The organism is Campylobacter mucosalis (assembly GCF_013372205.1).
GTDB classification, from domain to species: domain Bacteria; phylum Campylobacterota; class Campylobacteria; order Campylobacterales; family Campylobacteraceae; genus Campylobacter_A; species Campylobacter_A mucosalis.
Window position 1 is genome coordinate 1140955 of sequence record NZ_CP053831.1, and the last position, 26248, is coordinate 1167202.

The 26248-nt window shown below is 37.6% G+C and carries 29 protein-coding genes; 12 read left to right on the plus strand and 17 right to left on the minus strand.

Annotation, left to right across the window (positions count from 1 at the left end; genetic code table 11):
* The first annotated feature begins 43 nt into the window (after positions 1–43).
* A complete protein-coding gene (locus CMCT_RS05985) occupies positions 44–1915 on the plus strand; it encodes a bifunctional C40 family peptidase/M15 family metallopeptidase (RefSeq protein ID WP_034969864.1) in 1872 nt (623 codons plus the stop codon).
* On the opposite strand, the gene CMCT_RS05990 is transcribed toward CMCT_RS05985, so the two are convergent.
* Genes CMCT_RS05990 through CMCT_RS06030 form a run of 9 tightly spaced genes read right to left on the minus strand, consistent with a single transcriptional unit; the run spans position 1912 to position 9900 of the window.
* Positions 1912–3192, minus strand: a complete 1281-nt coding sequence (locus CMCT_RS05990; protein WP_034969861.1) for a dihydroorotase — start codon at positions 3190–3192, stop codon at positions 1912–1914. The genes CMCT_RS05985 and CMCT_RS05990 overlap by 4 nt on opposite strands.
* Positions 3193–3194: 2 nt before the next feature.
* Positions 3195–4124 (minus strand): aspartate carbamoyltransferase catalytic subunit, encoded by a 930-nt coding sequence (locus CMCT_RS05995; RefSeq protein WP_034969860.1) that lies wholly within the window; start codon positions 4122–4124, stop codon positions 3195–3197.
* Positions 4125–4130: 6 nt separating this feature from the next.
* Entirely contained in the window at positions 4131–4523 is a 393-nt protein-coding gene (locus CMCT_RS06000) for a tetratricopeptide repeat protein (protein ID WP_034969857.1), read from the minus strand.
* Positions 4524–4526: 3 nt separating this feature from the next.
* A complete protein-coding gene (locus CMCT_RS06005; RefSeq protein WP_034969854.1) occupies positions 4527–4757 on the minus strand; it encodes a hypothetical protein in 231 nt (76 codons plus the stop codon).
* Entirely contained in the window at positions 4754–5770 is a 1017-nt protein-coding gene (locus CMCT_RS06010; RefSeq protein WP_034969851.1) for a DHH family phosphoesterase, read from the minus strand. The genes CMCT_RS06005 and CMCT_RS06010 overlap by 4 nt, the downstream gene beginning before the upstream one ends.
* A 13-nt stretch (positions 5771–5783) precedes the next feature.
* Positions 5784–7973, minus strand: coding sequence for a flagellar biosynthesis protein FlhA (flhA, locus tag CMCT_RS06015; protein ID WP_034969849.1), 2190 nt, complete (start codon positions 7971–7973; stop codon positions 5784–5786).
* 1 nt (position 7974) lies between these two features.
* Positions 7975–8382: an Rrf2 family transcriptional regulator gene (locus tag CMCT_RS06020; RefSeq protein WP_034969846.1), complete on the minus strand. Its 408-nt coding sequence runs from the start codon at positions 8380–8382 to the stop codon at positions 7975–7977.
* A gap of 56 nt (positions 8383–8438) precedes the next feature.
* Positions 8439–9026, minus strand: coding sequence for an aminotransferase class IV (locus CMCT_RS06025; RefSeq protein ID WP_034969843.1), 588 nt, complete (start codon positions 9024–9026; stop codon positions 8439–8441).
* Positions 8983–9900 carry an aminodeoxychorismate synthase component I gene (locus CMCT_RS06030; protein WP_034969841.1) on the minus strand — a complete coding sequence of 306 codons (918 nt, stop codon included), beginning with the start codon at positions 9898–9900 and terminating at the stop codon, positions 8983–8985. Before CMCT_RS06030 ends, CMCT_RS06025 begins: the two co-directional genes overlap by 44 nt.
* Before the next feature lie 105 nt (positions 9901–10005).
* Between CMCT_RS06030 and rpsO the strand changes: the two genes are divergently transcribed.
* Positions 10006–10278, plus strand: a complete 273-nt coding sequence (gene rpsO / locus CMCT_RS06035; RefSeq protein WP_034969838.1) for a 30S ribosomal protein S15 — start codon at positions 10006–10008, stop codon at positions 10276–10278.
* A 28-nt stretch (positions 10279–10306) separates the two neighbouring features.
* On the opposite strand, the gene CMCT_RS06040 is transcribed toward rpsO, so the two are convergent.
* Genes CMCT_RS06040 through CMCT_RS06070 form a run of 7 tightly spaced genes read right to left on the minus strand, consistent with a single transcriptional unit; the run spans position 10307 to position 15833 of the window.
* Entirely contained in the window at positions 10307–10573 is a 267-nt protein-coding gene (locus CMCT_RS06040; protein ID WP_236844917.1) for a FlhB-like flagellar biosynthesis protein, read from the minus strand.
* Positions 10570–12234 carry a flagellar hook-length control protein FliK gene (fliK, locus tag CMCT_RS06045; RefSeq protein WP_034969831.1) on the minus strand — a complete coding sequence of 555 codons (1665 nt, stop codon included), beginning with the start codon at positions 12232–12234 and terminating at the stop codon, positions 10570–10572. Before fliK ends, CMCT_RS06040 begins: the two co-directional genes overlap by 4 nt.
* Complete coding sequence (locus tag CMCT_RS06050; RefSeq protein WP_034969828.1) at positions 12234–13442, minus strand: MFS transporter; 1209 nt, start codon at positions 13440–13442, stop codon at positions 12234–12236. The genes fliK and CMCT_RS06050 overlap by 1 nt, the downstream gene beginning before the upstream one ends.
* Positions 13429–13899 (minus strand): hypothetical protein, encoded by a 471-nt coding sequence (locus CMCT_RS06055; protein ID WP_217903837.1) that lies wholly within the window; start codon positions 13897–13899, stop codon positions 13429–13431. The genes CMCT_RS06050 and CMCT_RS06055 overlap by 14 nt, the downstream gene beginning before the upstream one ends.
* 8 nt (positions 13900–13907) lie before the next feature.
* Entirely contained in the window at positions 13908–14183 is a 276-nt protein-coding gene (locus CMCT_RS06060) for an AtpZ/AtpI family protein (protein ID WP_034969822.1), read from the minus strand.
* Positions 14176–15456 (minus strand): glutamate-1-semialdehyde 2,1-aminomutase, encoded by a 1281-nt coding sequence (hemL, locus tag CMCT_RS06065; RefSeq protein WP_169752890.1) that lies wholly within the window; start codon positions 15454–15456, stop codon positions 14176–14178. The genes CMCT_RS06060 and hemL overlap by 8 nt, the downstream gene beginning before the upstream one ends.
* Positions 15453–15833 (minus strand): c-type cytochrome, encoded by a 381-nt coding sequence (locus tag CMCT_RS06070; protein WP_034969820.1) that lies wholly within the window; start codon positions 15831–15833, stop codon positions 15453–15455. The genes hemL and CMCT_RS06070 overlap by 4 nt, the downstream gene beginning before the upstream one ends.
* Before the next feature lie 83 nt (positions 15834–15916).
* Between CMCT_RS06070 and folD the strand changes: the two genes are divergently transcribed.
* The 10 genes from folD to ychF all read left to right on the plus strand — a co-directional run bounded on the left by folD (position 15917) and on the right by ychF (position 23805).
* Positions 15917–16777 carry a bifunctional methylenetetrahydrofolate dehydrogenase/methenyltetrahydrofolate cyclohydrolase FolD gene (gene folD, locus CMCT_RS06075; protein ID WP_034969817.1) on the plus strand — a complete coding sequence of 287 codons (861 nt, stop codon included), beginning with the start codon at positions 15917–15919 and terminating at the stop codon, positions 16775–16777.
* Positions 16774–17634, plus strand: coding sequence for a signal peptidase I (lepB, locus tag CMCT_RS06080; protein WP_034969814.1), 861 nt, complete (start codon positions 16774–16776; stop codon positions 17632–17634). Before folD ends, lepB begins: the two co-directional genes overlap by 4 nt.
* Positions 17621–18265, plus strand: coding sequence for a site-2 protease family protein (locus CMCT_RS06085; RefSeq protein WP_176325066.1), 645 nt, complete (start codon positions 17621–17623; stop codon positions 18263–18265). Before lepB ends, CMCT_RS06085 begins: the two co-directional genes overlap by 14 nt.
* Before the next feature lie 16 nt (positions 18266–18281).
* A complete protein-coding gene (gene rpiB, locus CMCT_RS06090; protein ID WP_034969811.1) occupies positions 18282–18722 on the plus strand; it encodes a ribose 5-phosphate isomerase B in 441 nt (146 codons plus the stop codon).
* A gap of 2 nt (positions 18723–18724) precedes the next feature.
* Complete coding sequence (locus CMCT_RS06095; protein ID WP_034969808.1) at positions 18725–19057, plus strand: membrane protein; 333 nt, start codon at positions 18725–18727, stop codon at positions 19055–19057.
* A gap of 10 nt (positions 19058–19067) precedes the next feature.
* Entirely contained in the window at positions 19068–19616 is a 549-nt protein-coding gene (gene apt / locus CMCT_RS06100; RefSeq protein ID WP_169752893.1) for an adenine phosphoribosyltransferase, read from the plus strand.
* Positions 19617–20213 carry a DedA family protein gene (locus CMCT_RS06105; RefSeq protein ID WP_034969806.1) on the plus strand — a complete coding sequence of 199 codons (597 nt, stop codon included), beginning with the start codon at positions 19617–19619 and terminating at the stop codon, positions 20211–20213.
* A gap of 2 nt (positions 20214–20215) precedes the next feature.
* Positions 20216–20710 (plus strand): SDR family NAD(P)-dependent oxidoreductase, encoded by a 495-nt coding sequence (locus CMCT_RS06110; RefSeq protein WP_051654914.1) that lies wholly within the window; start codon positions 20216–20218, stop codon positions 20708–20710.
* A complete protein-coding gene (locus CMCT_RS06115; RefSeq protein ID WP_034969803.1) occupies positions 20700–22154 on the plus strand; it encodes a leucyl aminopeptidase in 1455 nt (484 codons plus the stop codon). Before CMCT_RS06110 ends, CMCT_RS06115 begins: the two co-directional genes overlap by 11 nt.
* 547 nt (positions 22155–22701) lie before the next feature.
* Positions 22702–23805 (plus strand): redox-regulated ATPase YchF, encoded by a 1104-nt coding sequence (ychF, locus tag CMCT_RS06125; RefSeq protein WP_176325068.1) that lies wholly within the window; start codon positions 22702–22704, stop codon positions 23803–23805.
* A gap of 23 nt (positions 23806–23828) precedes the next feature.
* Here ychF and lon read toward each other — a convergent pair whose 3' ends face one another.
* Positions 23829–26240 carry an endopeptidase La gene (lon, locus tag CMCT_RS06130; protein WP_034969800.1) on the minus strand — a complete coding sequence of 804 codons (2412 nt, stop codon included), beginning with the start codon at positions 26238–26240 and terminating at the stop codon, positions 23829–23831.
* Between the last annotated feature and the right edge of the window lie 8 nt (positions 26241–26248).

Genomic DNA, 26248 nt, shown 5'->3' on the forward strand with positions numbered 1-26248 from the left:
TCAAAAAAGATAAAATTAACCTTTTTAATTTTAAGGATTTATAATGAAAAAGAGTTTTCTTACAATATTTCTTGCGGTATTTTTTATATCTTGCTCAAGCACTGCTCCAGCGCCAAATGGCGACACGGCAAAGCAAAAAGATATACCCCCGTCTAAAATAACAATTGTAAACCTTGGAGAGCAAAGTGTGAATTTGTTGCCAAAAATAGATATAAACGAGCAATTTGACGCCTCTAAAATGCTATCAAAACGCTTTGCAAATTTTGATTTAAAACCAAGCAAAAAGGACGCAAAAAATGCATTTTGGGCACTTGATATATACAAATTTAAAAGCAACAAGCCATACTACGGCTCAAACCTTAAACCGCTAACAAAAGAGTGGTTTAAAAAACATCACGAAAACGCAAACGAAACCGCCTTTTTAACACTTAACGCAATAGGCGTAACAACGGCAAACACAGACTTAAGAAATCTGCCAACAAAAGAGCCAGTATTTTTTAACCCCCAAAATGCTGCAGAGGGCTATCCATTTGACTATCTTCAAAGCTCAACCCTAAGCGTTGGTTTCCCTATTTTCATCTCTCATCTATCAAAAGATGGGGCTTGGGCTATGGTAAGAGATGACGATGTTTGGGGCTGGGTAAGCGTAAATGACATAAAAATCATAAGCAAAAAAGAGGCAAACGAGTATCAAAACTCAAATTTCATCACAATCCTAGAAGATAAAACGCCAGTTTATGACGAAAATGGCTGGTTTTTATTTCACGCTAGAATCGGCTCGCTACTGCCTTTTAGTAGTGAAAGTGATTTAAATTTCACAGGGCAAATATACACTCAAAATGGCAAAAAAACGTATAAAATAGCTAAAGAAAAGTCTGCTAAATTTCCACTTGTAATGAATGAAAAAAGCTTAAAAACGATGATTTCAAGCCTTTTAAATGAACCATACGGCTGGGGTGGGATTAGTAACCTGCGCGACTGTTCGCTTCTTACAAAAGATCTACTTGGTAGTTTTGGTTTGTGGCTTCCAAGAAACTCAAAAGCTCAGTCAAATATCGGCGAAAAAATAAGCCTAGAAAATTTAACCAACGAGCAAAAAATTTCAGTAATAAAAGCTAAAGCAGTTCCGTATCTAACGCTACTTCATTCGCCAGGGCACATTATGATTTATGTTGGCGTAAAAGATGAAAATGTGCTTATCCTGCACGATGCGTGGGGCATTAAAACCAAAGATGACGGACGAGCGTTAATTGGACAAACAGCCATTACAACGCTATTTGTGGGCTCTGATGTAAAAAATGTCGAACCAAGCTCACTGCTAATATCAAAGATAAAGTCCATAAACATTTTAGGGCAAAGTGAAATTTTAAAAAAGATAGCAGATGAGCCTTGTAATGACACTGACGCTAAAGCAAAATATAACGCACTAGCCCCGTTAAACACGCCACTTAGCGACGCTGGGAGATGCCGGGATTATGAGTTTTTAAACAAAACCTACGGCTCTAGCCAAGCCCAAGTATCACAAAATTTAAAAGATGTCATTTGGCTTAAAGATTTTGGAGCAAAAAGACTAAAGTTTAATGCCAAAAATGGTGCTGCAGACGCACTACAAAAGGTTAGTGATGAGTTAAATGAACTTGCAAAAAAAGAGCCTGAAATTTTAAAATTTCTAAATGATAGTGGGACATTTAAATGGCGACACATAGCCAATACAAATCGCCTAAGTGCCCATAGCTACGGTATCGCTATCGATATAAATGTGAGTGATAGTAGCTACTGGCAATGGCACAAAGAGTATAAAAATACTCTACCAAAAGAGGTGGTTTATATATTTGAAAAGCACAAATTTATATGGGGCGGTCGCTGGAGGCACTTTGATACTATGCACTTTGAGTACCGCCCAGAGATATTTTAGTCTTTTTCAAAGTCCCAAACGACACGACCGCTTTTTATGGTTTTAACAGCCATACCTTTTAGCTTTTTGCCAATTAATGGGGAATTTATGGATTTTGACTTATTTAGTTTCTCATCATAAATATACTCCAAATTTGGATCAATTATCGCAATGTCGGCTAAAAATCCAGCTCTTATCTCGCCTTTGTTATCTAGCTTTAAAATTTTGGCTGGGTTTTTTGAGGTTAGAGCTACCATTTGTTCTAAGCTTATGACATTTTCATCAACCAATCTTAGCGTTAAAGGCACTAGCGTTTGAAGTCCGATGATACCAAATGGGGCTTTATCAAACTCTACGCACTTTTCGTCTGTGTGGTGTGGGGCGTGATCTGTTGCGATTACGTCAATTAGTCCGCTTTTTAAGGCCTCTCTAATCGCCTTAACATCGCTAATCTCGCGAAGTGGTGGCGACATTTTAAAATTTGTATCGTATGCGTTTGCTAAAATTTCATCATCACTAAACGTGAAGTGATGAGGCGTGGCTTCGCAGGTGATTTTTATGCCGTCATTTTTTGCCATTTGTATAATTTTTAGCGAATATGCCGAGCTTACGTGAGCGATATGCACGTGTCCGCCAGTAAGCTTTGCTAATAGCATATCACGACTTACTGAAATTTCCTCTTTTTCACGAGCCATACCTTTAAGCCCCAAAATCGCCGAAACCGCACCCTCGTGCATAACGCCCTGTCTGCAAAGTGAGCAGTCTTCTGAGTGGCTTATACAAAAACTGCCGTGCTGGGCTGAGTATTCAAGTGCCGCTCTCATCACAGCAGAGCTTGAAACAGGCAGTCCGTCATCACTAAACGCAACCGCTCCAGCTTCGCACATATCGCCCATTTCAACGATTTCGTTGCCATTTAGCGATTTTGTAATAGCTCCGATTGGCAAAAGATCAATTAACCCGCACTCTTTTGCCTTTTGTATCATCGCACGAGTAATACTAGCGTTATCATTTACTGGATTTGTGTTTGCCATAGGTAAGCAAGTAGTCACGCCACCAGCCACGGCAGCCTTTGAGCCACTGATAATATCATCTTTGTATTCAAGCCCGGGATCTCTAAAATGTACGTGCATATCAATAAGCCCCGGCATTACAAGCTTATTTGAAGCGTCAATCTCTAAATCAGCACTAAAATTTTCATTGCCAACAGCAATAATTTTGTCATTTTCAATTAAAACATTTGCCTTTATTGTGCCATCATAATTTACCACAACGCCGTTTTTAATTAAAACTTTCATCACTACTCCCTATTTTGTGCTAGTGTAGCAAGGATTGCCATACGCACGGCTACGCCGTTTTCTACCTGATTTAGTATCACGCTTTTTTCGCCGTCTGCTACGTCTGAGTTTAGCTCAACACCGCGGTTTATTGGCCCTGGATGAAGGATAATCGCATCTTTTTTAGCTAGATTGGCCCTAACCTTGTTTAAGCCAAAGAATTTTGAATACTCCCTGCTACTTGGGAATGCCACGTCGCCGTCAGCCCTTTCAAGCTGAATTCTAAGCATTATAATCACATCAACGCCCTCAACTGCCTCCTCCATAGTTTTTGCTATTTTACAATCAAAAACTTGTGCGTCTTTTGGCATCATCATCGCTGGAGCAAAAAGTCTAACATCAATGCCAAATTTTCTCATCGCCCAAATGTTTGAACGTGCCACGCGAGATCTTGCGATATCGCCGATGATTGCTACACTGGTGTTTTTATCAAGGCTTTTATTAAACTCGCAAAGTGTGAAAAGATCAAGCAGGGCTTGGCTAGGATGCTCATTTAAGCCATCTCCTGCATTTACAATACTTGCGTCCGTATTAGTCGCTGCAAGTTTAGCCGCTCCAGAGCTTGGGTGGCGAAGCACGATGATATCGGTTTTCATCGCTGACATATTATTTATGGTGTCAATTAGCGTTTCGCCTTTATTTACGCTTGAAGTTGAAGCACTAAAATTTACAGCGTCCGCGCCCAGTCTTTTTGCAGCTATCTCAAAGCTAGTTCTAGTGCGCGTTGAGTTTTCATAAAAGGCGTTTATCGTGGTCTTGCCACGTAAGTAATCGCACTTTTTTACACTTTGTAAATTTAACTCTTTAAACTCTTTTGCTCTGTCTAAAAAGTATAAGATTTCGCTAGTTTCAAGCTCTCTAAGCCCAAGCAAATCTTTTCGTTTATAGCTCATAACGCCCTACTTTCCAAGCACATTACAAGCTGCGGTGTAGCCTAAATCACAAGCTTTTTTAAACAAAGCCGCTGTCTTCTCCTCATCTTTTTTTCCATCTTTATTTAAGCCATAAGCGTGCATTTCAGCTAGTTTTGAACACGCCATAGCTTCGTTTTCATCGCACATTTTGCTAAAAATTTGCTCAGCCTGTGCGTAATCTTTTTTAACACCATCCCCATTAAAAAGCATTATAGCATTCATCGAGCACGCCTTTTTCACGCCCTCGCCACACGCCCTATTAAAGCTAGTGTAAGCGTTTAAATAATCCTTTGCCATAAACTGCTCTTGTGCCTTTTGGTAGTTTTCACTTGCAACTAAAGAGGCAAAAGCCAAACCTGCGATTAAAATTTTCTTCATTTTTTACTCCTTAAATAGTTTTGTGTGGTGTTTTTTCATATATTCAACAATCTCAATAACCTCATCAACGCCTTGAGAATTTGAGTTTTCTAGTGCGTCATCAATGCACTCTACATAAATTCCAGCCGCCTCTTCTAGCTTTGACTTTTTAACCCCAGCGTAATATAAAAGCCCTTCTAAAACTACGCTAAGCTCGTAGCTAAGCTCCTCAACACTTACATCATTTTCTCTCATACGCTCTCCTTTGTCTTTTTATCAATTAGTTCAACAACCTGCGATTTTATCGTATCATAATCGTAGCCGTCTTTAAAATTTGCAAACATACCGCCACTTGCATTTACGTGTCCGCCGCCACCGACTAAATTTTTAGCCATTAAGCTTACATCAACCTTGCCATTAGCCCTAAAACTCATCGTCTTTTTGTTTGTAATGTCTATAAAAAAGTCAAAATCAGGGTTTGCAACCAAAAAGTCATTGCCAATTACAGAAGTATTGCCGATATTGTAGGTTAAAATTCCACGAAATTCGTTGTATTTTATCTCAAATTTATCTGCGTTTTGGGTTAAAATTTTAACAACGTAGTTTGAGATTAGATTGCTTAGCGTATCATCAATATCTGCTTTAAAAAACTCCTTTTTTATGCCGTGAATCGCCATATCAAGCCCGATGTAGTCGTTTTTTTCATTAAAAAATTTACGTGCGTTTTTGAGCAGATGAAACATATAAAGTGAGTTTTGTTCCTCAAACATAGTTTTGTTTATATCCTTTGCATTTGCTATAAGTCCAAGGCAGACCTTGCCCATTTCAAAATACTTGCTATCTTTTAGCCAAATATCAACAGAATTTACAACATCAGCAAAAAGCGATAAACTCTCATCAGGTTTAAACATTTTTGAGAAAAAATCGTAGCAAATTTTAGTCGCACAACGGGAGCTATCTAGAAAATACCAGCTAAACTCACTAGCACACTCAGCACCGCTTTGGTGATGATCTAACAAGAATAATTTGGCATTTTTGTCCGCCAATTTAGTCTCAAAATCCGCACATTGCTCTTTTGTTAAATTAAGATCGGTTATTAAAATAAGAGCTTTTTCATCATCAAGCTGAGCTAAAATTTGATTAAATTTCTCATCAATCTCTCTGCCGTAGTTTGAGTTTAAATAAACGCCATTTTTAAGGTAAAATTTTGAGATATATTGGCAAGAGTATCCGTCTAAATCGGTGTGTGAAAGGTGAAAAAATTTCATAATTATCCTTGTTTTATAAATTTGGCACTTCAATGACGCCAACCGTTTCAAACGGCGTATTTGGCGAAATTTCAGCAAAACTTAGCACGACAATGTCAATGCTAAAATTAGCCACGATATCGGCTATAAATTTTCTTAAACTTGGCTCAACACAGATTATCATCGCGCCCATTTGACTAACTGGGCGTTTTTGTTTTTCTGCTCTTAAGGCGGCTACAATTGATGAAGTTTGAGCGACATTTATCATAAGATGATATGCTCCGTCTTTATACTGAACGGCGTCGATTAACTTTTGTTGAACGCTTGTTTCAAAGATATAAAAGCTAAGTTCGCCCTTTTCATCAATATAAAGCGAGGTTATAACCCTTGCAAGCGAGGCTCTAACGTGCTCAATAATCATATCTAAATTCTTGCTAACCTCGGCAATATCGCTAATTGCTTCTAAGATTGTAATTAAATCCTTAATAGGTATTGAGTTTTTAAGCAGAGCTTTAAGAACCTTTTGGATAAGTCCAACACTAGAAACACGCAATGTATCCTCAACTATGACTGGATACTCCGCCTTTAGCTTATCAAGTAAATTTTGAGTCTCTTGGCGAGTTAAAATTTCATATGAATTTTGCTTAACCATCTCGCTAATATGCGTAGATATCACACTAGCTGGATCAACTGTTGTGTAACCGCTTAAAATTGCGTCCTCTTTTATGCTCTGATCTATCCAAAGTGCGTCAAGTCCGAAAGCAGGCTCTTTTGTCGGAATTCCCTCGATATCTTCACTAACCAAACCGCTATCCATAGCTAGAATTTTATCGGCATAGATTTCGCCCTGACCGATGATTATGCCTTTTAACTTAAAGCGGTACTCGTTTGGTGGCAACTGAAGATTGTCGCGTATGCGAATTTGTGGCATTAAAAAGCCAAGCTGAGTGGCGATATTCCGGCGTATAGCTCGTATTCTCTCGGTTAGGTCATTTTCGGCTAATTTTATAAGTCCATAGCCTATCTCAAGCTCTAAAAATTCTGGTCTTAAGATGTCATTTATCTTTTTTTCTTCCTCTTTAGCTATCTCTTCTATGCTTTTTTTAACTGGCTTTGCGGCAGCTTGTTGCGCGCTTGTCGCTGTGCCACCAGCCACAGGAGAGGCACCACCTTTTGCTGATGTTTGTTTTGGCGAAATATCTAGCAAATTGCCGTCATTGCTTTGTTTTACTATATAGCCAAGACCCAAAAATATAAATGAGATAAATCCGAGCGAAAGTGTTGGCAAACCTGGCACTAATGCAAACATAAAAAGTATAAAACCAACTATAAATAAAATTTTATAATCGCCAATAAGCTGATTTACAGAACCCTCAGCAAAGTTATCGCCATCTTTACTGGCACGAGTTATTATAATAGCGGTCGCAGTCGATGTAATAAGTCCTGGAATTTGACTAACCAAGCCGTCACCTATCGTTAAAATCGTGTAATACTGGGCAGAAGTTGCCATATCTAATCCGTGCTGAAACGAACCAATCGCAAAGCCACCTAAAATATTTATGATAGTGATGATAATACCAGCAACAGCATCGCCTTTTATAAATTTTGACGAACCATCCATCGCTCCGTAAAAATTTGCTTCGCCAATAACTGCTTCACGGCGTTCTCTTGCGGTTTTTTCATCAATTAGTCCCGCATTTAAATCCGCGTCAATCGCCATTTGCTTTCCAGGCATAGAATCAAGTGTAAAACGTGCTTGAACCTCTGAAACACGCGTTGAACCCTTTGTAACAACCATAAAATTTATAAGCACCAAAATACAAAAAACGATGATACCTATAACGTAGTTTCCACCAACCACAAACTGCCCAAAGCTTGATATTATCTCACTTACAGCGTCAGGTCCATTGTGCCCCTCGCTTAAAATCATACGAGTTGTAGCTATGTTTAAAGATAGCCTAAATAGCGTGATTATAAGTATTAGCGTAGGGAAAGTGCTTAGGTCTGTTGGCTTTGGAACATAGATTGAAATTAAAACAATAAGCACCGAAATAGATATCGAAAGCGCCAAAAAAAAGTCCAAAATCGGACTAGGCAGTGGCACGATAATTATGGCAAGGATAGCAATTAGCACCGCTACTATGCTAAGCCCCTTAAATTTACTAAATTTATTTACATATTTAAGGGCGGGCAAAACTAGCGTGTTTATGTTATTTTTTGCCATTTTACTGCTTGTTTATTATGTCTTGTAGTCTAATATTCTCAAGCGTTTCGTCAACTTTTTGTTGCAAGTTGTTAAACATAGACCAAATTTGACAAGTTGCTGCCTTATTGCTAGGGCACTCATCGGCCGAACTTGAGCATTCAAAAACATTTGTAGGACGCTTCTCAACACTTTGAACTATGGCTTTTATACTGATATTTTTTGGATCATCACTAAGCGTAAAACCGCCATTTGCACCCTTAAATGATTTTAAAATTTTATCTTTTGCAAGGGATTGTAAAATTTTGGCCAAAAAGCTCTTTGAAATTTTTAACTCATTTGACATCGTATCAACGTCGATTGGTTCTTGTTTTTGAGAGATATAAATTAGCGATATTAAAGCATATTCACTAGCTTTTGTAAAAAGCACATCTAATCCTTGTCGTTTTATTTTGTCTGATATTTTAGTCAAAGTTTGCTAGATTTTTAATTAAATCTGTAATCTTTAAGGGTTAAAAATCCAACCATTGCGTTCATAATCGCAAACGACTTTGCCTGTTTTAGGTCATCTACGCTTAAATCGCTCTGGGTTAAAAAACCGCTATCAATTAGCCTAGCCCTTGTCGTGCCATAAAGCAACGGCGTTTTTGGTGTAAGCCAAATTTCATCTTTTAAAATCGCGATATTTGCAATGCTTGTGTCAGTTATTAGCCCATTTTTTACCATTAAAATTTCGCTTTTATCGCCCTTTGCTTTATCTATTTTACTTCTATCAAGATACTTTTTTTCGTAACTAAAATTTATATCAACCAAATAAAATTCCCTAAATTCACGCATAGTATAAGGAGTAATCTCAAAACTAACCAACCAGCCAAACTCATCATAAACGACTTTTAGCCTGTGTATGCCTTTTAAATTCGTGTCACTAAAGTCATTTAGGTTAAATTTTAGCTCCGATTTTATGGCTTTGTTTATACGTTTTAAATGATAATCGGTATGTTTTAAAAGTCCATTTTCTAGCCTTATAGTTTCAAAAAGGTAGGTAGATTTTTCGTTTAAGTTCGTCGTATTCATCGTATAAATCGCTTTCTAGTGTAATTCCGCCACCGCTAAAAAATTTAAATCCATTATCAGTTTGTTTTATAAATCTTATCAAAACATAACTCTTTAAAATTTTACCATCAAAATATATAAAAACGCCAGTGTAAAATCCCCTATTTTCCAGCTCAACCTCATCTATAATCTCGCACGTTCTAGCCTTTGGTGTGCCAGTAATGCTTCCAGCTGGCAAAATCGCGTCAAAAATATCGCCAAAGCCTAAATTTTCACGAAGCTTTCCGCTAATGTGTGAGCTTGTTTGGTATAAATTTTTAGCCCTTGAGACATATCTAAAACGTTCTACTTTAACTTCACTAGCAACGATAGAAAGGTCATTTCTCATCAAATCAACCATCATCATCTGCTCACTAATCTCTTTTTTGTTATTTAGCAAAATTTCCTTTGCATTTGGTATGTTTGCGTCGATTGTGCCTTTCATTGGAAAGGTGTGTATAAAGCCGTTTTCTATCATCACAAAAGGCTCTGGCGTAAAGCAAACAAAGTCATTTTCTTTATAAATGACAGCCTTTTCATTTGCGTGATCAAATATGTTTTTTAAACTCAAATTTAGCTTCAAATTTGAGCTAAAACAGAGATTTAAAAGATAGCTATGACCCAAAAATTGATAATTTCTAACCTTATTAAATCTATCTTTATAAATCTCAAAATCAACCGGGTATTTTTCTAGCTCGTATTTTGGCGAACTTTGCCTTTTGTTTGTTTGAAATTTAAAATAAAGGCCATATTTGTGTGCTTCTTTTGGCGAAGATACAATAAAATCACTCTTATCATAGCTTATAAGTGCGATGAATGGTTGGTTTTTATATGAATTTAAAAGTTTTTTAAACAAGATTTTTCCCTTTTTTACAGCCCGGTATTTTATAAAATTTTAGCTTATTTTATGTTTTCTTTGCTATAATCGCCCTTTTTAATCTTACCAATCAGGAGGTCTAAAATGGCTTTGGATTCGGCTAAAAAAGCAGAAATAGTTGCGAAATTCGCTAGAAAAGACGGCGACACTGGTTCGCCAGAGGTGCAAATAGCACTTTTAACAGCTCGTATAACTGAGCTTACAGAGCACCTTAAAATATTCCAAAAAGACTTTTCATCAAGACTTGGTCTTTTAAAATTAGTAGGTCAGAGAAAAAGACTACTAAAATATTTCAAAAACAAAAACTACACTGCTTACTCTAAGCTAATTACAGAACTAAACTTAAGAGATAAGTAAAATTTTGGGAGTAAATCTCCCAAAATTTCTATTTTTTATTCGTCATCTTATATAAAAAACTAAATATTTCAGCAACCGCTTTGTATAGATTTTGCGGAATTTCTTGATTTATTTCAACTTTGCTTAAAACTTCTACCAAGTCTGGGTCTTCTTTTATTGGTATGTCGTGCTCTTTTGCTAGTTTTAAGATATTGTTTGCTATCTCTCCAGAACCACCAGCTAGAACCTTTGGTGCATTATCTTTGGCTCTGTTATATCCTAACGCGACGGCTTTTTTCTTGTTTATTTTCATCACGCTCTCACATCATAGCCCATTTCAAGACCATCAAAGTCCTTAAAACGCTCTTTTATCTCATTTTTTGGCATTACTTTTATGCTAAATCCTGACACCATAAGTCCAATCGCACTGATCGCCTGTTTTAGCTCTTTTTGGTTAGCAATTATCAAATCCTTAAAGTCCTTTTGCGCCGTAGCTATCGACACATCGATATATCGCTTGTCACTTAAACTGGCTAATATATTTATCTGTCCATATTGTTTAAAATTTAGATCTATTTGGGCGTAGTATTTATCTTTTTTACCGCGTTTAAAGGCAACTTTTGTGTCATCAACCTCGTCCCAAACATAGGGCAAGTAGGTCTGCACACCACCACTAAGGCTTGAAACTATCTGATGAAGCTCTATTTGGCTTAGCATTTTTGTTGCCATTTGGCTTATTTGCTGTGCATTATTTAGCGAATTTGCTTTATCTTGCAAACTTAAAAGTGTGCTTTTGATGTCACTATTTAGCGTTTTTGAGATCTCGCTACTGCTTTTAGTTTCTATGCTAGATGCGTCGTTTGTAGCTACATTAAGCTGTTTTGTTAAAAGCTTTAGCTCGTCTAAATTACTCTTTGCACTACTTGCTGTTTGGTCTATAAAATTTAGCGTTTGAGCTAGTCTTCTAGCGGCACTTGAGAGCTTCTCTTGCAAACTGCCATCACTACTATCTTTACTTATTAATCCCGTGTAGGCTTTTATAAGGTCAGTCTCGTTTCCAACGTTATTTAACCTACCCAAAGCCTCTTCTACGCCCTTTGCTATCTTTGTAAAATCCTTTAAATTTGCACTAAAGCCAGAGCTTTGATTTAACTTTTCATTAGAGACATTTTGCAAATTTTGCTTTAGGTTACTAATAAGCTCTGAAATTTTGCTAGTTTGAGTTTTTATACTGTCTGGCGTAATATTTGCTGATTTTTCGCTTAGGTTAAAATTTAGCTTGTCTAAAAATTTTGACATATTATCAAGCTTATCAACTCCAAGCAACAACAATTTTGCCGATGACGAGTTTAAAATTTGTATGGAATTTGCCTTTTCGTTTTGCAAAATTTCATTTAACTTAAAAAACGAACTTTTTGTATCAAGTGTGGTATCGTTTGCTAAATTTATGATCTGATTTAGCAAATTTTGATTTGATAAATTCTTAATATCGCTTAGTAGTTTTTGCACAGAAGCTGGGAATTTTTGCGGATTTAATGCCTCTTTTAAATTTGCCTCTAACATAACGCCAGAGCTTTTTATCTGCTCGTTTAATGGTATTGTTTTTAAATCAGCAATGGGTTTTAAAAACTCCTTTAGCTTTAGCGAAAGCTCCTTTAATGCCGGATTTTGAGCCACCTCATCACTAGAGTCTAATGCCTTTGCTAAAGCCTGAAGATCATTTGCCAAATTTGGAGCTATCTTTGCGTCTTTGGCTTGTTCGATAATAGTTGCTGTTTTGCCCCCAGAACTTCCAAGCTCATTCATAACGCGATTTAAAAGCCTATCTACGCTATCTATCGCGTCATTAACTCGCTGTTCGCTTATATTTTGTTGTGGTGGCTGATTTTTAAATATCGCGCCTTGTTGCTTAGGCGTAGAGCCACTTTGTATGCTGGTTTGATTTATGCCTTGAGAATTTAAACTAGCAATATCCATTACTCATCTTCTTTATCGATAGAGTATGTTCTAATAACGTGCGGTTCGTAATCCTTGCGATATTTTTGAGGAACGGTATCTTGAAACATCGCAAACAAAAACAAAAAACCTAAAAGCACTATATAGACATAAACAAAACCAAAAGCACCAAAAATACTCATCATAACACCCATTATGATAGCAGAAAGCAGTGAGCCAAAAGAGTAGCTAAAAAGCAACGCTCTGCCGACCTTTATACTTTCGCTTTTTTGCTCTAAAACGTCATTTGCACGAGCCAAAGAGAGTGCGTATAAGCAAAGCACTCCAGCACCCAAGAAAAATGACAAAACGTATTGGGCTATGATATTTTGATGAAAAAATAAAAATCCAACTGAGGCAAAAAATGAAACCAAACAAACTAGCATAATAGCTGGTCTGCGTCCAAATTTATCAGAAAAAGAGCCGAGAAAAAACTGCGATACAAAACCACCAAACATAGCAGAGGTCATAAAAATAGAAACCTCTTTTGCACCAAAATTTTGAAGCATTATAAAAAGCCCGGCCATAGCAAAAAAGCCATTCATCAATATCCCGCCAACAAAACTGCCGACCAAAGCAAGTGGCACAATAGAAAAAATCTTAGGCATACTTACTGGCTCTTTTTGGCGGATTTTTGGAGGATTTATGCGGATTAAATTTAGCGGTATGCTTGAAAGCAAGATAAAAACTGCACTCACTATGAAAATACTCGTGGTATCTAAACTTAGACCAAGTATTAATATCCCGCTTGCAAAACCGACATAAAATACACACTCATAAAATGCCAACACGCGTGATCTGATAGTATTTTTAGCCCTTTCATTTAGCCAACTCTCAGCGACGACTAAAAGTCCGTAATAGCAAAAACCAAGCATAATCCTAAGAAACGCCCAAAAATACAAATTTGAACTTAGGTTGTGAAGTATCGCACACATACCAAAAATAGAGGTAAAAACACCAAAAGCCCTAATATGACCGGTTCTTTCGATGACAGATTGCGAAAAAATCGTGCTTATCATCGCACCCACAAAAAAACAAGCATTAACAAGACCGATAGCAATTTCACTAACTTGCATCTGCTTTAAAAGCGTAGAGCAAGAGCTTACAACAAGTCCGTTTCCAACAAAAAGCAATAATATACTAAAAAACAGCGGAACCATTGTTTTTATCGTTCTTTTAGTGCTTGCCATAAAATCCTTTCGCTACTGCAAATATTAAAGTTCCAACAGGCATAGCACTAACGCCTGTTAAAAATCCACCGATACTTAAAATTTCGTGCCTTAAAAGCACCAAAAACGAGATAAAAAGCAAAGCATAAGCCACCAATCTATACGGAAAAAACGCTGTGCCTATATTTATATTTTTTAAACCAGAAAGAAGCCCTTCGCGTTTTAACCGCTCTTTTTCACTCTTTATACTAATCTCTTCATCTAAATCGTCATCTTCTTCGCTCTGCTTTATACTTTTTACAAATTCCTCGTCGCTAAGCTTTACAAGAACGTTTCTTTCATAGCTTTTAAAACTAGCAAGAGCGATAAAAACTGAGCAAAAAAATGCCGTTACTGAGCTTATTAAAAATTTTATTCCAATAAAATTTCCTATGCAAAAAAGCAAGATAAACATAATAAAATAAGCAACAAACAGCACTTTTGCCACTATTTTTCACTCTCATCATCGTCAAAATTTGTTTGTTTGTATCTATTTTCGTCTTTAAGCTCATCAAGGCTTTTTATTTGGTGTTTATACGCCTTATAAACGTTTAGTACAGCAGCTGCTATACCTAAAGCTAGTCCAAAAAATATAAAGAAATTTAGCCCAGTAAGACTTTTAAGCCAAAAGCCAAGCCCAACGCCAATAGTAATAGCTACGACTATACTAATACCAAGACTTAAATACTCGGCGACATCTACTACATCTTTTATCTTAGCCATTTTTAATCTCTAAAAACGCCTCTTTTGCCGCATTTATAGCAAAATCTATATCAACCTCGCTCATAGCATCGCAAATAAAGCCTGTTTCAAACTGACTAGGTGCCAAATACACGCCTTTTTCTAGCATTTTTCTATGAAATTTCGCATAGAGTTTTGTATCACTTTTTAAGGCGTCATCATAGTTTTTAACTGGATTTTCATTAAAGAAAAAGCCAAACATAGAGCCTCTAACATCAGTTTGCAGTGCCACTCCTGCGTTATTTGCTGCATTTTTAAATCCGTCCACAAGCCTTTTGGCTAAATTTTCAAGCTTCTCATATAATTTAGGACTATTTTGTATCTTTGATAACGAGGCAATTCCCGCCGCCATCGCAACCGGGTTGCCACTTAACGTCCCTGCTTGATAGACTGCGCCATCTGGGCTAAGGCAGTCCATAATCTCCGCCCTGCCGCCAAACGCAGCCACTGGCATACCACCGCCTATAACCTTGCCAAACGTAATAAGATCGGCTTTTACGTCATAAAATGGCTTTGAGCCGTGTTTTGACGCACGAAATCCGCTCATAACTTCATCAAGTATCAGCACTGCACCAAATTTATCGCAAAGCTCTCTAAGCTGTTTCAAAAATTTAGCATCACTTGGCACTAGTCCCATATTTCCAGCTATTGGCTCTATGATAACAGCACCGATTTGGTGATTTTTAAAGATATTTTCAACGCTTTTTATATCGTTATAAATTGCTAAATGAGTATTTTTAACCACATCATTTGGCACTCCAGCACTTGAAGCGTTGCCATAAGTAGTCGCGCCACTTCCCGCTTTAACCAAAAGAGCGTCAGAGTGTCCGTGATAGCAACCTTCAAATTTTATAAGACCATCTTTTTTAGCATATCCTCGTGCCACGCGAATTGCAGACATCGTGGCTTCAGTGCCTGAGCTAACAAAACGAATTTTCTCAATATCATCAAATTCGCTCACTATCATACTTGCTAATTTTGTCTCATTTTCACAAGGAGCACCATAGCTTAAGCCGTTTTTTACAGCTTCAAATACGGAATTTTCTATATCCTTATCGCAATGACCAAATATGAGCGGTCCCCAGCTTTGTATAAAATCTAAATATCTATTGTCCTCGATATCATAGATATAAGCACCACTTGCATTTTTTACTATAAATGGCTCTCCGCCAACGCTTCCAAATGCACGAACAGGCGAATCCACGCCACCTGGGATATATTTTTTAGCTAGTGCAAAAGCCTCTTTATTTGTCATTTTTTCTTCCCTTTTTTTAAATTTTCTTTTTTATCTTTTAAATTTTTAACATACTCATATATCAAACTCATCTCTTCATCGGTCAAAAAATACGTAGGCATCACGCTTTTGGGATTTAGTATGGCATTTTTAAATTTATCAAATTCCAAGTCATTTATAGCAGGAGTCCTAAGCTCCTCTTGTGTTAGTTGCTTTGTCTTTTTATTAAAGTGTTTATATGTTGATATGAGTATACCTTCGCCGTATTTTCCGTGGCACTTATCACAGCCTATACCTCTTGGATTTGAGTAAAGCATACTGGCGTGTTCGCTCTTTGTGATAAAATCGGCACCAAAAAGACAAAAGCATAACAAAACAAGGCAAACAATATGACGCATCTATCTCCATTTTTAAAACTTTAAATAAAATTTGGGTATGATACTATTTTTGTATTTAAAATAGCTTTTAATAAGGAAATTTTATGAAAATAATGGACGGAAAAAACCTTAGTGCCAAGGTAAAAGCACAAATCGCTTCTGATGTGGCAGAGCTTAAAAACTCAGGAGTAGAGCCTGGTCTTGCTGTAATCTTAGTGGGCGAAGATAAGGCTAGTAAAACCTACGTAAGCTCAAAAGAGAAAGCTTGTATGGCGGCTGGGATTAAATCAATAATGCATAGATTAAGCGAAAACACAAGCGAAAACGAGCTTTTAGCACTTATAAATATCCTAAATTTAGATGATAGCGTTGACGGAATTTTAGTTCAACTCCCGCTCCCTAAGCACATCGATACTAACAAAATTTTAAAAGCTATACGACCAGAAAAAGACGTGGACGGATTTCACGCTGTAAATGTTGGAAATTTGGTTAGTGGTTTAGATAGTTTTGTGCCTTGCACACCGCTTGGGATAATGGTAATGCTTAAAGAGTATGGCATAGATTTAAATGGTATAAATGCCGTAGTCATCGGACGAAGCAACATAGTTGGCAAGCCTATATCAAGCCTACTTTTAAACGCAAATGCAACCGTAACCATAACACACTCAAAAACTAAAAATTTAAAAGAAATTTGTGCTAGTGCCGACCTGCTTGTAGCAGCCATAGGAAAGCCAAATTTTGTCACAGCTGATATGGTAAAAAATGGTGCGATTGTGATTGATGTTGGCATAAATCGCCTTGATGATGGGCGTTTGGTTGGGGATGTGGATTTTAACTCAGTCGCACCAAAATGCGAGTTTATCACACCTGTTCCAGGTGGAGTTGGTCCAATGACAATTGCAATGCTACTTTCAAACACACTTAAATCAGCAAAACAACGAGCTTTAAAGGGTGTCAATTTATGAAAAATTTTCTAAAAAAGGCATACGAATTTTCTAGCTCTTGGACTGGCACGATTATAATAGTCGCACTTGTTATATTTTTTATCGCTCAAGCGTTTGTAATCCCGTCAGGTTCGATGAAAAACACACTTTTAGTAGGCGATCATCTATTTGTTAAAAAATTTAGCTATGGGATACCAACTCCTAGAATTCCCTGGCTTGAGATTAGGGTTTTACCAGACTTTAATGGCAACGACCATTTAATTACTGGCGACGCTCCAAAACGCGATGATATCGTGGTTTTTCGCAGTAAAGAAGATGATAAAATTCACTACGTAAAACGCCTTTTTGCCGTTGGTAAAGATGAGATTATTTTTAGCGAAAAGCAGACATTTTTAAGACCTCACGAGGGTGATGAATTTATAAAATCAAACTATAAACAAGAGGACTTAATCACCATAAACGGCAGACTTTTTGTGCGTGAGCCATATAAACACAAGGGCATACACTACGATAAAAACGTAAATATGTTTGACATAATGGTCTATGCCTTAAATAGCGGAAAACTAGCGATGAAACCAGTGCTAGTGCCTGAAATTTCGCCAAATCAAAACTACCCTTTTAACGCATTTTATTTTAAAGTGCCAAAAGATGAGTTTTTTATGATGGGAGATAACAGAGATCACTCAAATGACAGCAGATTTTGGGGCTCTATAACTTACACAAACGTGGTTGGTAAGCCGTGGTTTATATACTTTAGCTGGGATAAAGATTACAAAATACGCTGGGAGCGTATCGGCAGAAGCATACAGAGTGTGCAAGATAGCGAAAATTTAGTAGATATGGCGATAAAAGAGGATGAGATAGATGGAATTTACTAATATCGCCCAGCAGATAGTACCGCTTGTTTTAGCCCTTGTTATCGCTATTGTAGGGCACGAGATAATGCACGGCTGGGTTGCTTATAAATTTGGCGATCACACGGCAAAAAACCAAAATCGCCTAAGCATAAACCCTATCCGTCACATCGATCCTATCGGCACAATACTAGTTCCTGCTGTTTTATATTTTAGTAGTGGACTTTTGTTTGGCTGGGCTAAACCAGTGCCTGTAAATATGAGTGTAGTTATCAGAAACGGCGGATACAAGGCTGGAATTTTTGTCGCCCTTGCTGGGATTTTTTATAACATTTTTTTAGCCATTTTTTCTATTTTTATTCTTTTGCATTTTGGCGAAAACTTTAGCGAGATTGTGGTTAAATTTTTCTTTATTTTATTTAGCACAAACCTATTTCTTGGACTTTTTAACCTCTACCCCATACCACCACTTGATGGCTCAAAAGCACTAATTTACGTGCTTTTATCACTTGGATTTAAAGACTTGGCAAATAAAATTTACAGCCTTGAACGCTACGGTATGATAATACTAATCGTGATTTTAATAAGTCCGCTCTCAAGCTACTTTTTTATGCCAATTAGATATGTGTTTAAGATGTTTGTTGGTATAATTTAAGCTTTTAAGGATTTTTATGAAAGTAGATAAAATTTTTATAGCTTCAGATCACGCAGGTTTTGAGGTAAAAGAGCAGATAAAAGAGCTTTTAATGGGCAAATTTCAGGTAGTTGATTTGGGTTGCGATAGTAAAGATATTAGCGTTGATTATCCTGATTTTTCACACAAAATGGCTCAAAATTTGCAAAAAGATGATGATTTTGGAATTTTAATCTGTGGCACTGGAATTGGAATTTCAATCGCTGCAAACCGCCACAAAAACGTGCGTTGTGCGTTGTGTCACGATGTCAGCACAGCAAAACTATCAAGGGAGCACAATAATGCAAACGTAATCGCATTTGGTGCTAGAGTTGTTGGGCTTAGCGTTATTATTGATATGCTAGACGCTTTTTTCAATACGCAATTTGCTGGTGGCAGACACCAAAACAGAGTAGAAAAAATAAATTTCGGAGACTAAAAATGATAACGGAATGGCTTTTTACAACAGCCCTTGTCTGTATATGCATCTATCTTGTCGTTATGGTATTTTACTTTAAAACTCTACTTAAAAAAGAGAGAACGACAAAAGATTTTATGAAAAACAACCTTCAAGATACCGAGATAGTCATAAGAAAACTCCAGATTCAGCTTCAAAGAAGTCTTGGCAATATTGATATTTTAACGGACGAGCTAAATAAGAGTAAGAACGACGTAACGTCGCTTCGAACTAGAAACTCTCAATATCGATTAGAAAACGATAAGCTTCGCGGTCGTATCCGTGAGCTTGAAGGCAAAATCGAAGCTCTATTATAAAAGGACAAAGATGAAAATTTTAAACGAACAGGATAAAAAATACCTACTAGACTCTATCCGTGCGATAAATGATTTCCCAAAACCCGGCATTGTGTTTCGCGACATTACGACACTTCTAAACGACCAAAAAGCGTTTTCATTTTTAATGCAACACTTAACAGAGCGTTATAGAGACTACAATCTTGATTTTATAGTAGGCATAGAAAGCCGTGGTTTTATCTTTGGTGCAGCACTTGCCTCGTGCCTTGGCATAGGTTTTGTGCCAATTAGAAAGCCAAAAAAGCTACCTTATATAACAATTTCACAAAAATACACACTAGAATACGGCGTAGATGAAGTTCAAATGCACATTGACGCATTTAGGGATAAAAAGAACGCAAAAGTGCTTTTAATAGACGATCTCATCGCAACAGGCGGAACAGCAAAAGCCTCCATAGAGCTTATACGCCAAACAAAAGCAGAGTGTGTTGAAGCTTGTTTTTTGATAAATTTAGTTGAGCTAAACGGCTCTAGAGAGATAGAAAAGCTAACAAAAGTATATAGTGTTTTAGAGGTTTAAATGGAAGCATTTTTTATTGAACTTTTAAAAGAGTATGGCTATATAATTTTATTTATTTGGTGTATGCTTGAGGGTGAAATGGCACTTATTATGGCTGGAATTTTAGCCCACACAACACATATGAACGTAGCACTTGCCATATTTATAGCTGGACTTGGCGGATTTGCTGGAGATCAGGTCTATTTTTATATCGGTCGCTACAACAAAAAATACATAACAAAAAAGCTACACACACAAAGGCGGAAATTTGCCATAGCACACCTTTTAATGAAAAAATACGGCTCTCCAATAATCTTTATCCAACGCTATCTTTACGGGCTTAGAACGATTTTACCTATTAGCATAGGACTTACTCGCTACGACGCTAAAAAATTTGCACTTATAAACCTAATATCAGCGTGGGCATGGGCAGCGATTACGATAATTCCAGCCTATATCTTAGGCGAACATATCTTAACACTTCTAGCAAAAGCAAAAGAGCACTGGTACGTGGCCATACCAATTGCTGTATGCTTCCTTGGTAGTGTTATATATGCGTTTAAGCGTTTTGAAAATAACGTCCTAAACAAGAAAAAAGATATTAGGAAAAAATCATAAGTATGAAAAAGGCAGCGTTAATCACAGGCGCTTTTGGTGGCATAGGAGCCGCCCTAACTGAGTTCTGCCATATTTTTGGCAACGAAATGATAAAAAATGGTAGCGGTAAAATTTTAAACGTTTCATCAATGGCAAGTTTTATGCCAGGTCCTTTTTTAGCCGTTTATTACGCTACAAAAGCCTACGTGACTTCGTTTTCACAAGCACTTTTTGAGGAGCTAAAAGATAAAAATGTAAGCGTTAGTGTGCTTTGTCCGGGTGCTGTTAAAACCGGTTTTGTTAAAAATGGCAATTTAAAAGGAGTTAAAGCGTGGGCTTTTGCAAAAGACGCATACTCTGTTGCACTCTGCGGATATAATGCAATGCAAAAAGGCGATTTAATCGCATTTAATCAAGGTGAGTTAAAATTTGCAAGTGATTTTATCTTGCCATTTTTGCCAAGAAAAACGATACTAAAAATTTCAAGAAAGGTAATGGAGAAAAAAAGTGAATTTTAAAATAGAAAACAAACCTATTGATAAAATCAAGGCTGATGTTAGCCTTGTTTTTGTGGTAAATAAAAACCTAAAACATAAATTTATAAAGGACGATAAAGCCTTTAAATTTCTAGGTTTTGATGGTTCTGGGACGTGCTTTATTCAAGAGAGTAAGACGCTTTATGTGGGAATTTCTAAACTTGATTTTGAAGCATTAAGAGTTGGTTGTGCCAAGGCTTACGAAGTGGTTAAAAACTACGAAGTTAAGAGTTTAAAAATGGCGATTTACTTTGCTGGGTGTGCTAAAATGAGCCTTCAAGCCGCTGTTGAGGGCTTTATTTTAGGCTCTTATGAGTTTGATAAATACAAGGAGAAAAAGAAAAGTCAAAAGCTAGAAAGTGTGATATTTTCAACCGATGAATTTAATGGACAGAGCGTGGATTTAGAAAAAGCTAATATCGGCATAAAAAATGGGCAAATCATCGCAAACGCTACAAATTTCACAAAAGATATCGTAAATGAGACGCCTGAAATTTACACTCCAGCTAAAATGGCAAATGAGGCGACAGAGCTTGCAAAAAGCCTAAAAAACGTAACTTGCAAGGTTTATGATGAGAAATTTTTAGAAAAAGAAAATATGAACGCATTTTTAGCGGTAAATCGTGCAAGTGTGCATAAACCGCGATTAATTCATCTCATTTACAAGCCAAAAAATGCCAAAAAACGCATTATTTTTGTCGGCAAGGGGCTAACTTACGATAGTGGCGGACTTAGCCTAAAACCAGCTGATTATATGGTAACGATGAAAGCTGATAAAAGCGGAGCTGCTGCTGCACTTGGCATTATAAAGGGCGTTAGCGAACTTGAAATGCCGTTTGAAATTCACGCAATTTTGGGTGCTACTGAAAATATGATAGGTGGTAACGCATATAAGCCTGATGACGTGCTAATCTCACGAAGCGGTGTAACGATAGAGGTTAGAAACACGGACGCCGAAGGGCGTTTGGTCTTGGCTGACTGCCTAAGCTATGCACAGGATTTTAAGCCAGATATTTTAATAGATATGGCGACCCTAACTGGTGCTTGTGTGGTGGGCGTTGGCGAATATACGAGCGGTTTAATGGGTAGTAACGAGGATTTAAAAGAGGATTTTCGTAAAAAAATAGCACAAAGTGGCGAACTAACGACAATCTTGCATTTTAACGACCATTTAAAAGAACTGATAAAAAGCCAAATAGCTGACGTTAGCAACGTATCTAGCTCACGCTATGGTGGTGCGATAACGGCTGGACTTTTTCTTGATAAATTTATAAAAGATGAGTATAAAGATAAGTGGATGCACCAAGATATCGCGGGTCCTGCTTACGTGCAAAAGGCGTGGGGGTATAATCAATATGGCGCAAGTGGGGCGGGAGTTAGGATGAATTTATACTACTTAAACGAACTTGCTAGGGATTTAAAATAGACCTGCTCGTCTTGCTTTAAGTAAGGAGTTAGAAAAAATAGCCTGTTTGTATCGCTTCGCTATGCTTTGTTAAACTTACCTTTTAAATGCTCACGACCCATTCGGTCGCTCCGCTTTAAAAGGCTCGTCCGCCTCGCCTAGCTGTGCGATACTGTACGAATTTACGTTCTTTAAAGAGTGCAAATTTTAGTAAAAATATAATGTAAATCGCAAAAATTTATAAGCGGTTTGCATAAAATGCTATTTTTAGCAAAAAATATGAAAATTTTAAAACGCAAAGTGATGTGAGGTTTAGGCGAGGCGTAAATAAAAAAGCAAACGGAGCGACCTTGTCGGTCGTGAGTATTGGTTTTTTAGTTACAACAAAGCATAAACACTTAGCACAAGCGGTTAAAAATAAAGTATAAAATGCGAAGCATCGTATAGCATAGCGAGGCGAATTTAAAATTTCAAGCGGAGCATACACGTAGTATGTGAGCATTGAAATTTTAAATTCAACAAAGCTAGGCGAAGCGATACAAGCACATAAAAATAATAAAGGATAATTATGGGACTTTCAGTAGGTATCGTCGGCCTACCCAACGTCGGCAAATCAACAACTTTTAACGCCCTAACAAAGGCACAAAACGCCGAGAGTGCAAACTACCCATTTTGCACGATTGAGCCAAATAAAGCCATCGTGCCAGTACCAGATAAGCGTTTAAATGAGCTAGCAAAAATTGTTGCACCAAATAAAATTCAATACTCAACCATAGAATTTGTAGATATTGCAGGTCTTGTAAAAGGTGCAAGCAAGGGCGAAGGGCTTGGTAATAAGTTTCTTTCAAACATCAGAGAAGCTGAAATGATACTTCATATTGTGCGTTGCTTTGACGATGAGAACATCACTCACGTTGAGGGCGGAGTTGATCCTGTGCGTGATATTGAGATTATTAACACTGAGCTAATTTTAGCCGACATTGAGCAGTTAAATAAAAAGATTGAGCGTCTAGGACGTGAGGCAAAAGCCAACGCAAAGGGTGCAAAAGAGAGCTTAGAACTTGCAAATGCACTACTTTCACACCTAAATGAGAGCAAATCGGCAAGTAGTTTTGATGGTAAAGATAGCGAAATTTTCAAAGCACTTAATAAAGAGCTAAGATTGCTTTCAGCAAAAGATGTGATTTATGGCGTAAATGTTGATGAGGACGGCATTGCAGAAGATAATGCCTACGTAAAAGCTGTGCGTGAGTATGCGGCGGCGTCAAATCACGAGGTTATCAAGCTTTGTGCTAAGATTGAAGAGGAGCTTGTAGGGCTTAGCGATGAGGAGGCACACGAGCTTTTAAGCTCACTTGGAGCTGATGAGAGCGGACTTGAAAAGATAATCCGCACAAGCTTTGCAAAGCTAAATTTAATTAGTTACTTTACTGCTGGTGTCGTTGAAGTTCGCGCTTGGACTATCACAAGTGGCTGGAAGGCCCCAAAGGCGGCTAGTGTGATACACAACGACTTTGAGCGTGGCTTTATCCGTGCCGAAGTAATAAGCTATAATGATTACATCAGCTGTGGTGGTGAAAATGCCGCAAAAGAGACTGGCAAGATGAGGCTTGAAGGTAAAGAGTATGTCGTGCAAGACGGCGATGTAATGCACTTTAGGTTTAACGTCTAGTTGGTGGTCAAATCCACCAACTTCTATTTTTTAACCAGTGCATTTTTTAGCACGTCCTCAATCGTATCAACGGCAATTATTTGCATATTTTGCTTAACCTCATCTGGAATTTCATCTAAATCTCGCTCATAGTTTTTACGAGGTATTAAAGCCGTTTTTATCTGTGCCTTGTGAGCGGCAATTAGCTTCTCTTTAAGTCCGCCAATAGCTAAAACTCTGCCACTTAGCGTTATCTCGCCAGTCATTGCCACATCGTGTCTTACCTTAATGTCACTTAAAATTGACGCAATCGCCGTAACCATCGTGATACCAGCACTTGGTCCGTCCTTTGGCGTGGCACCCTCTGGCACGTGCAGGTGCAAATCATACCTACAATAGACATCACTTGGCGTTAGCTCCCTTTTATCATCGCTATTTTTTGGGATTATTGATAGTGGAATTTTGATTTTTTTATTATCAATTAGCACCTTAACTACGCTAAATGCGATTTGCGCCGACTCTTTCATCACGTCGCCTAGCTGACCGGTTATTTGCATACTGCCCTTGCCCTCAATCCTAACCGCCTCTATCCTTAAAACATCGCCACCAACGCTAGTCCAAGCAAGTCCATTAACCTGCCCTACTCTATCTTTTTTATCAGCCGCTTCTATTTCAAAGACCTTTTTTTCAAGAAAATCTTTTAAATTTTTAGCGCTCACGCTCACTTTTGTTTCGTTTTTAGTTAGGATATTTTTTGCGACCTTTCTTAAAATGTCAGCTATCCTACGGCGTAAATTTCGCACACCACTCTCGCGTGTGTATTCAGCTATCATCAAGGTTATGGCATCCTTGCTGATATTTACATCACTTGGTTTTAAGCCGTGTTTTTTAAGCTCTTGCGGGATTAGATATTTTTTGACTATCTCAAATTTCTCCTGAGGCGTATATGAGCTAAGGTTTATAAATTCCATTCTATCACGAAGTGGTGCTGGTATCGCACTTACATCATTTGCTGTGGCGATAAAAATCACTTTGCTTAAATCAATGTTAAAATTTAGATAGTAATCCCTAAATTTGTTATTTTGCTCAGGGTCTAAAATTTCAAGTAAAACCGCAGTCGGATCGCCACGATAGCTTCTGCCGACTTTATCTATCTCATCAAGCACGACGACTGGATTCATCTGTTTTGCTTCAATAAGCCCCTGCACAATGCGCCCCGGCATTGCTCCGATATAAGTTCTTCTGTGTCCTCTAAGCTCATTTACATCTTCAAGTCCGCCAAGAGCGATACGCACAAGCTCGCGTTTTAGGGCTTTTGCGATTGAGTTTGCAAGGCTAGTTTTACCAACCCCCGGAGGTCCAGCAAAGCATAAAATCGCACCATTATTTACCTTCTCGCTAATGCCCCTAAGCTCTAAAAGCTCACGCAAAGCAAAATACTCCTCAATGCGTTCTTTTGGGCGCTCTAAGCTATAATGATCAGCGTTTAGATGTTTGCTAACTTCTGCGATTGATGAGCGTTTTTTGGCTAAATTTTCAAACGGCACTTCAAGCGTCCAGTCAAGATAGCTTTGAATTGTATTTGCATCAGCCGAATCTGGGTGCATACGGCTAAGCTTGTCTATTTGCTTTTTTATCTCTTTATAGGCGTCATCGCTCATAAATTTCTTTTTATTTTCAAGCTTTTTACGATACTCTTCAAGCTCCTCTTCACGGCTTGTGTCCGTGCCAAGTTCGGCTTGAATTTGCTTTAACTGCTCTTTTAAAAAATACTCTTTATTTGTCTTATCTATCTTTGAATGGACCTTATTTTTTATCTCTTTTTGAAGCTTATTTGCCTCAATCTCCTCAATGACGTAATCAATGAGTTTTAGCATTTTTTGTTCTAAATTTTCTTCAATAAAAAATTCATACGCAGTCTGCTTTTTAAGCCTTAATGCCGATAAAACAAGGTCGCAAACCCTAACAGGCTCGACACTCTCCTCTATCGTCTTAAGCAAATCAGGAGGAAAAAAATGACTTAAGGCACTTAGCTCACGTATTTTTTCACGCAAAACAACAAGTAAAGCGTCAGTTTTAACTGGGCTTGGACGCTTGATATGAAGTGTATCTACGAGTGCTCTTAGCGGTCTTTGTCCTGATTGTTCTAAAATTCTAGCCTTATCTGCACCTTGAAATAAAATTTTAACTCGTCCATCAGGCAAAGGAACACGGCGCATTATCGTGCCTATAACACCTGCGTCATAAATGCTTTCAAAGTCCCGTCCGCCGTCATTTTGAGGCTTTGTTGGGACTATTAAAACCGGAGTTTCATTCTGTAATGCTAGGTCTAAAGCACTTAAATTTTCATCATCGCTTAAAAAAAGCGGTGTAATCATAAATGGATATAAAAACAGCTCATCTTCAACTATTATCGGAAGTTCTGCTGGTAAAATTTTACTATCGTGTATCTGCAAAATAACTC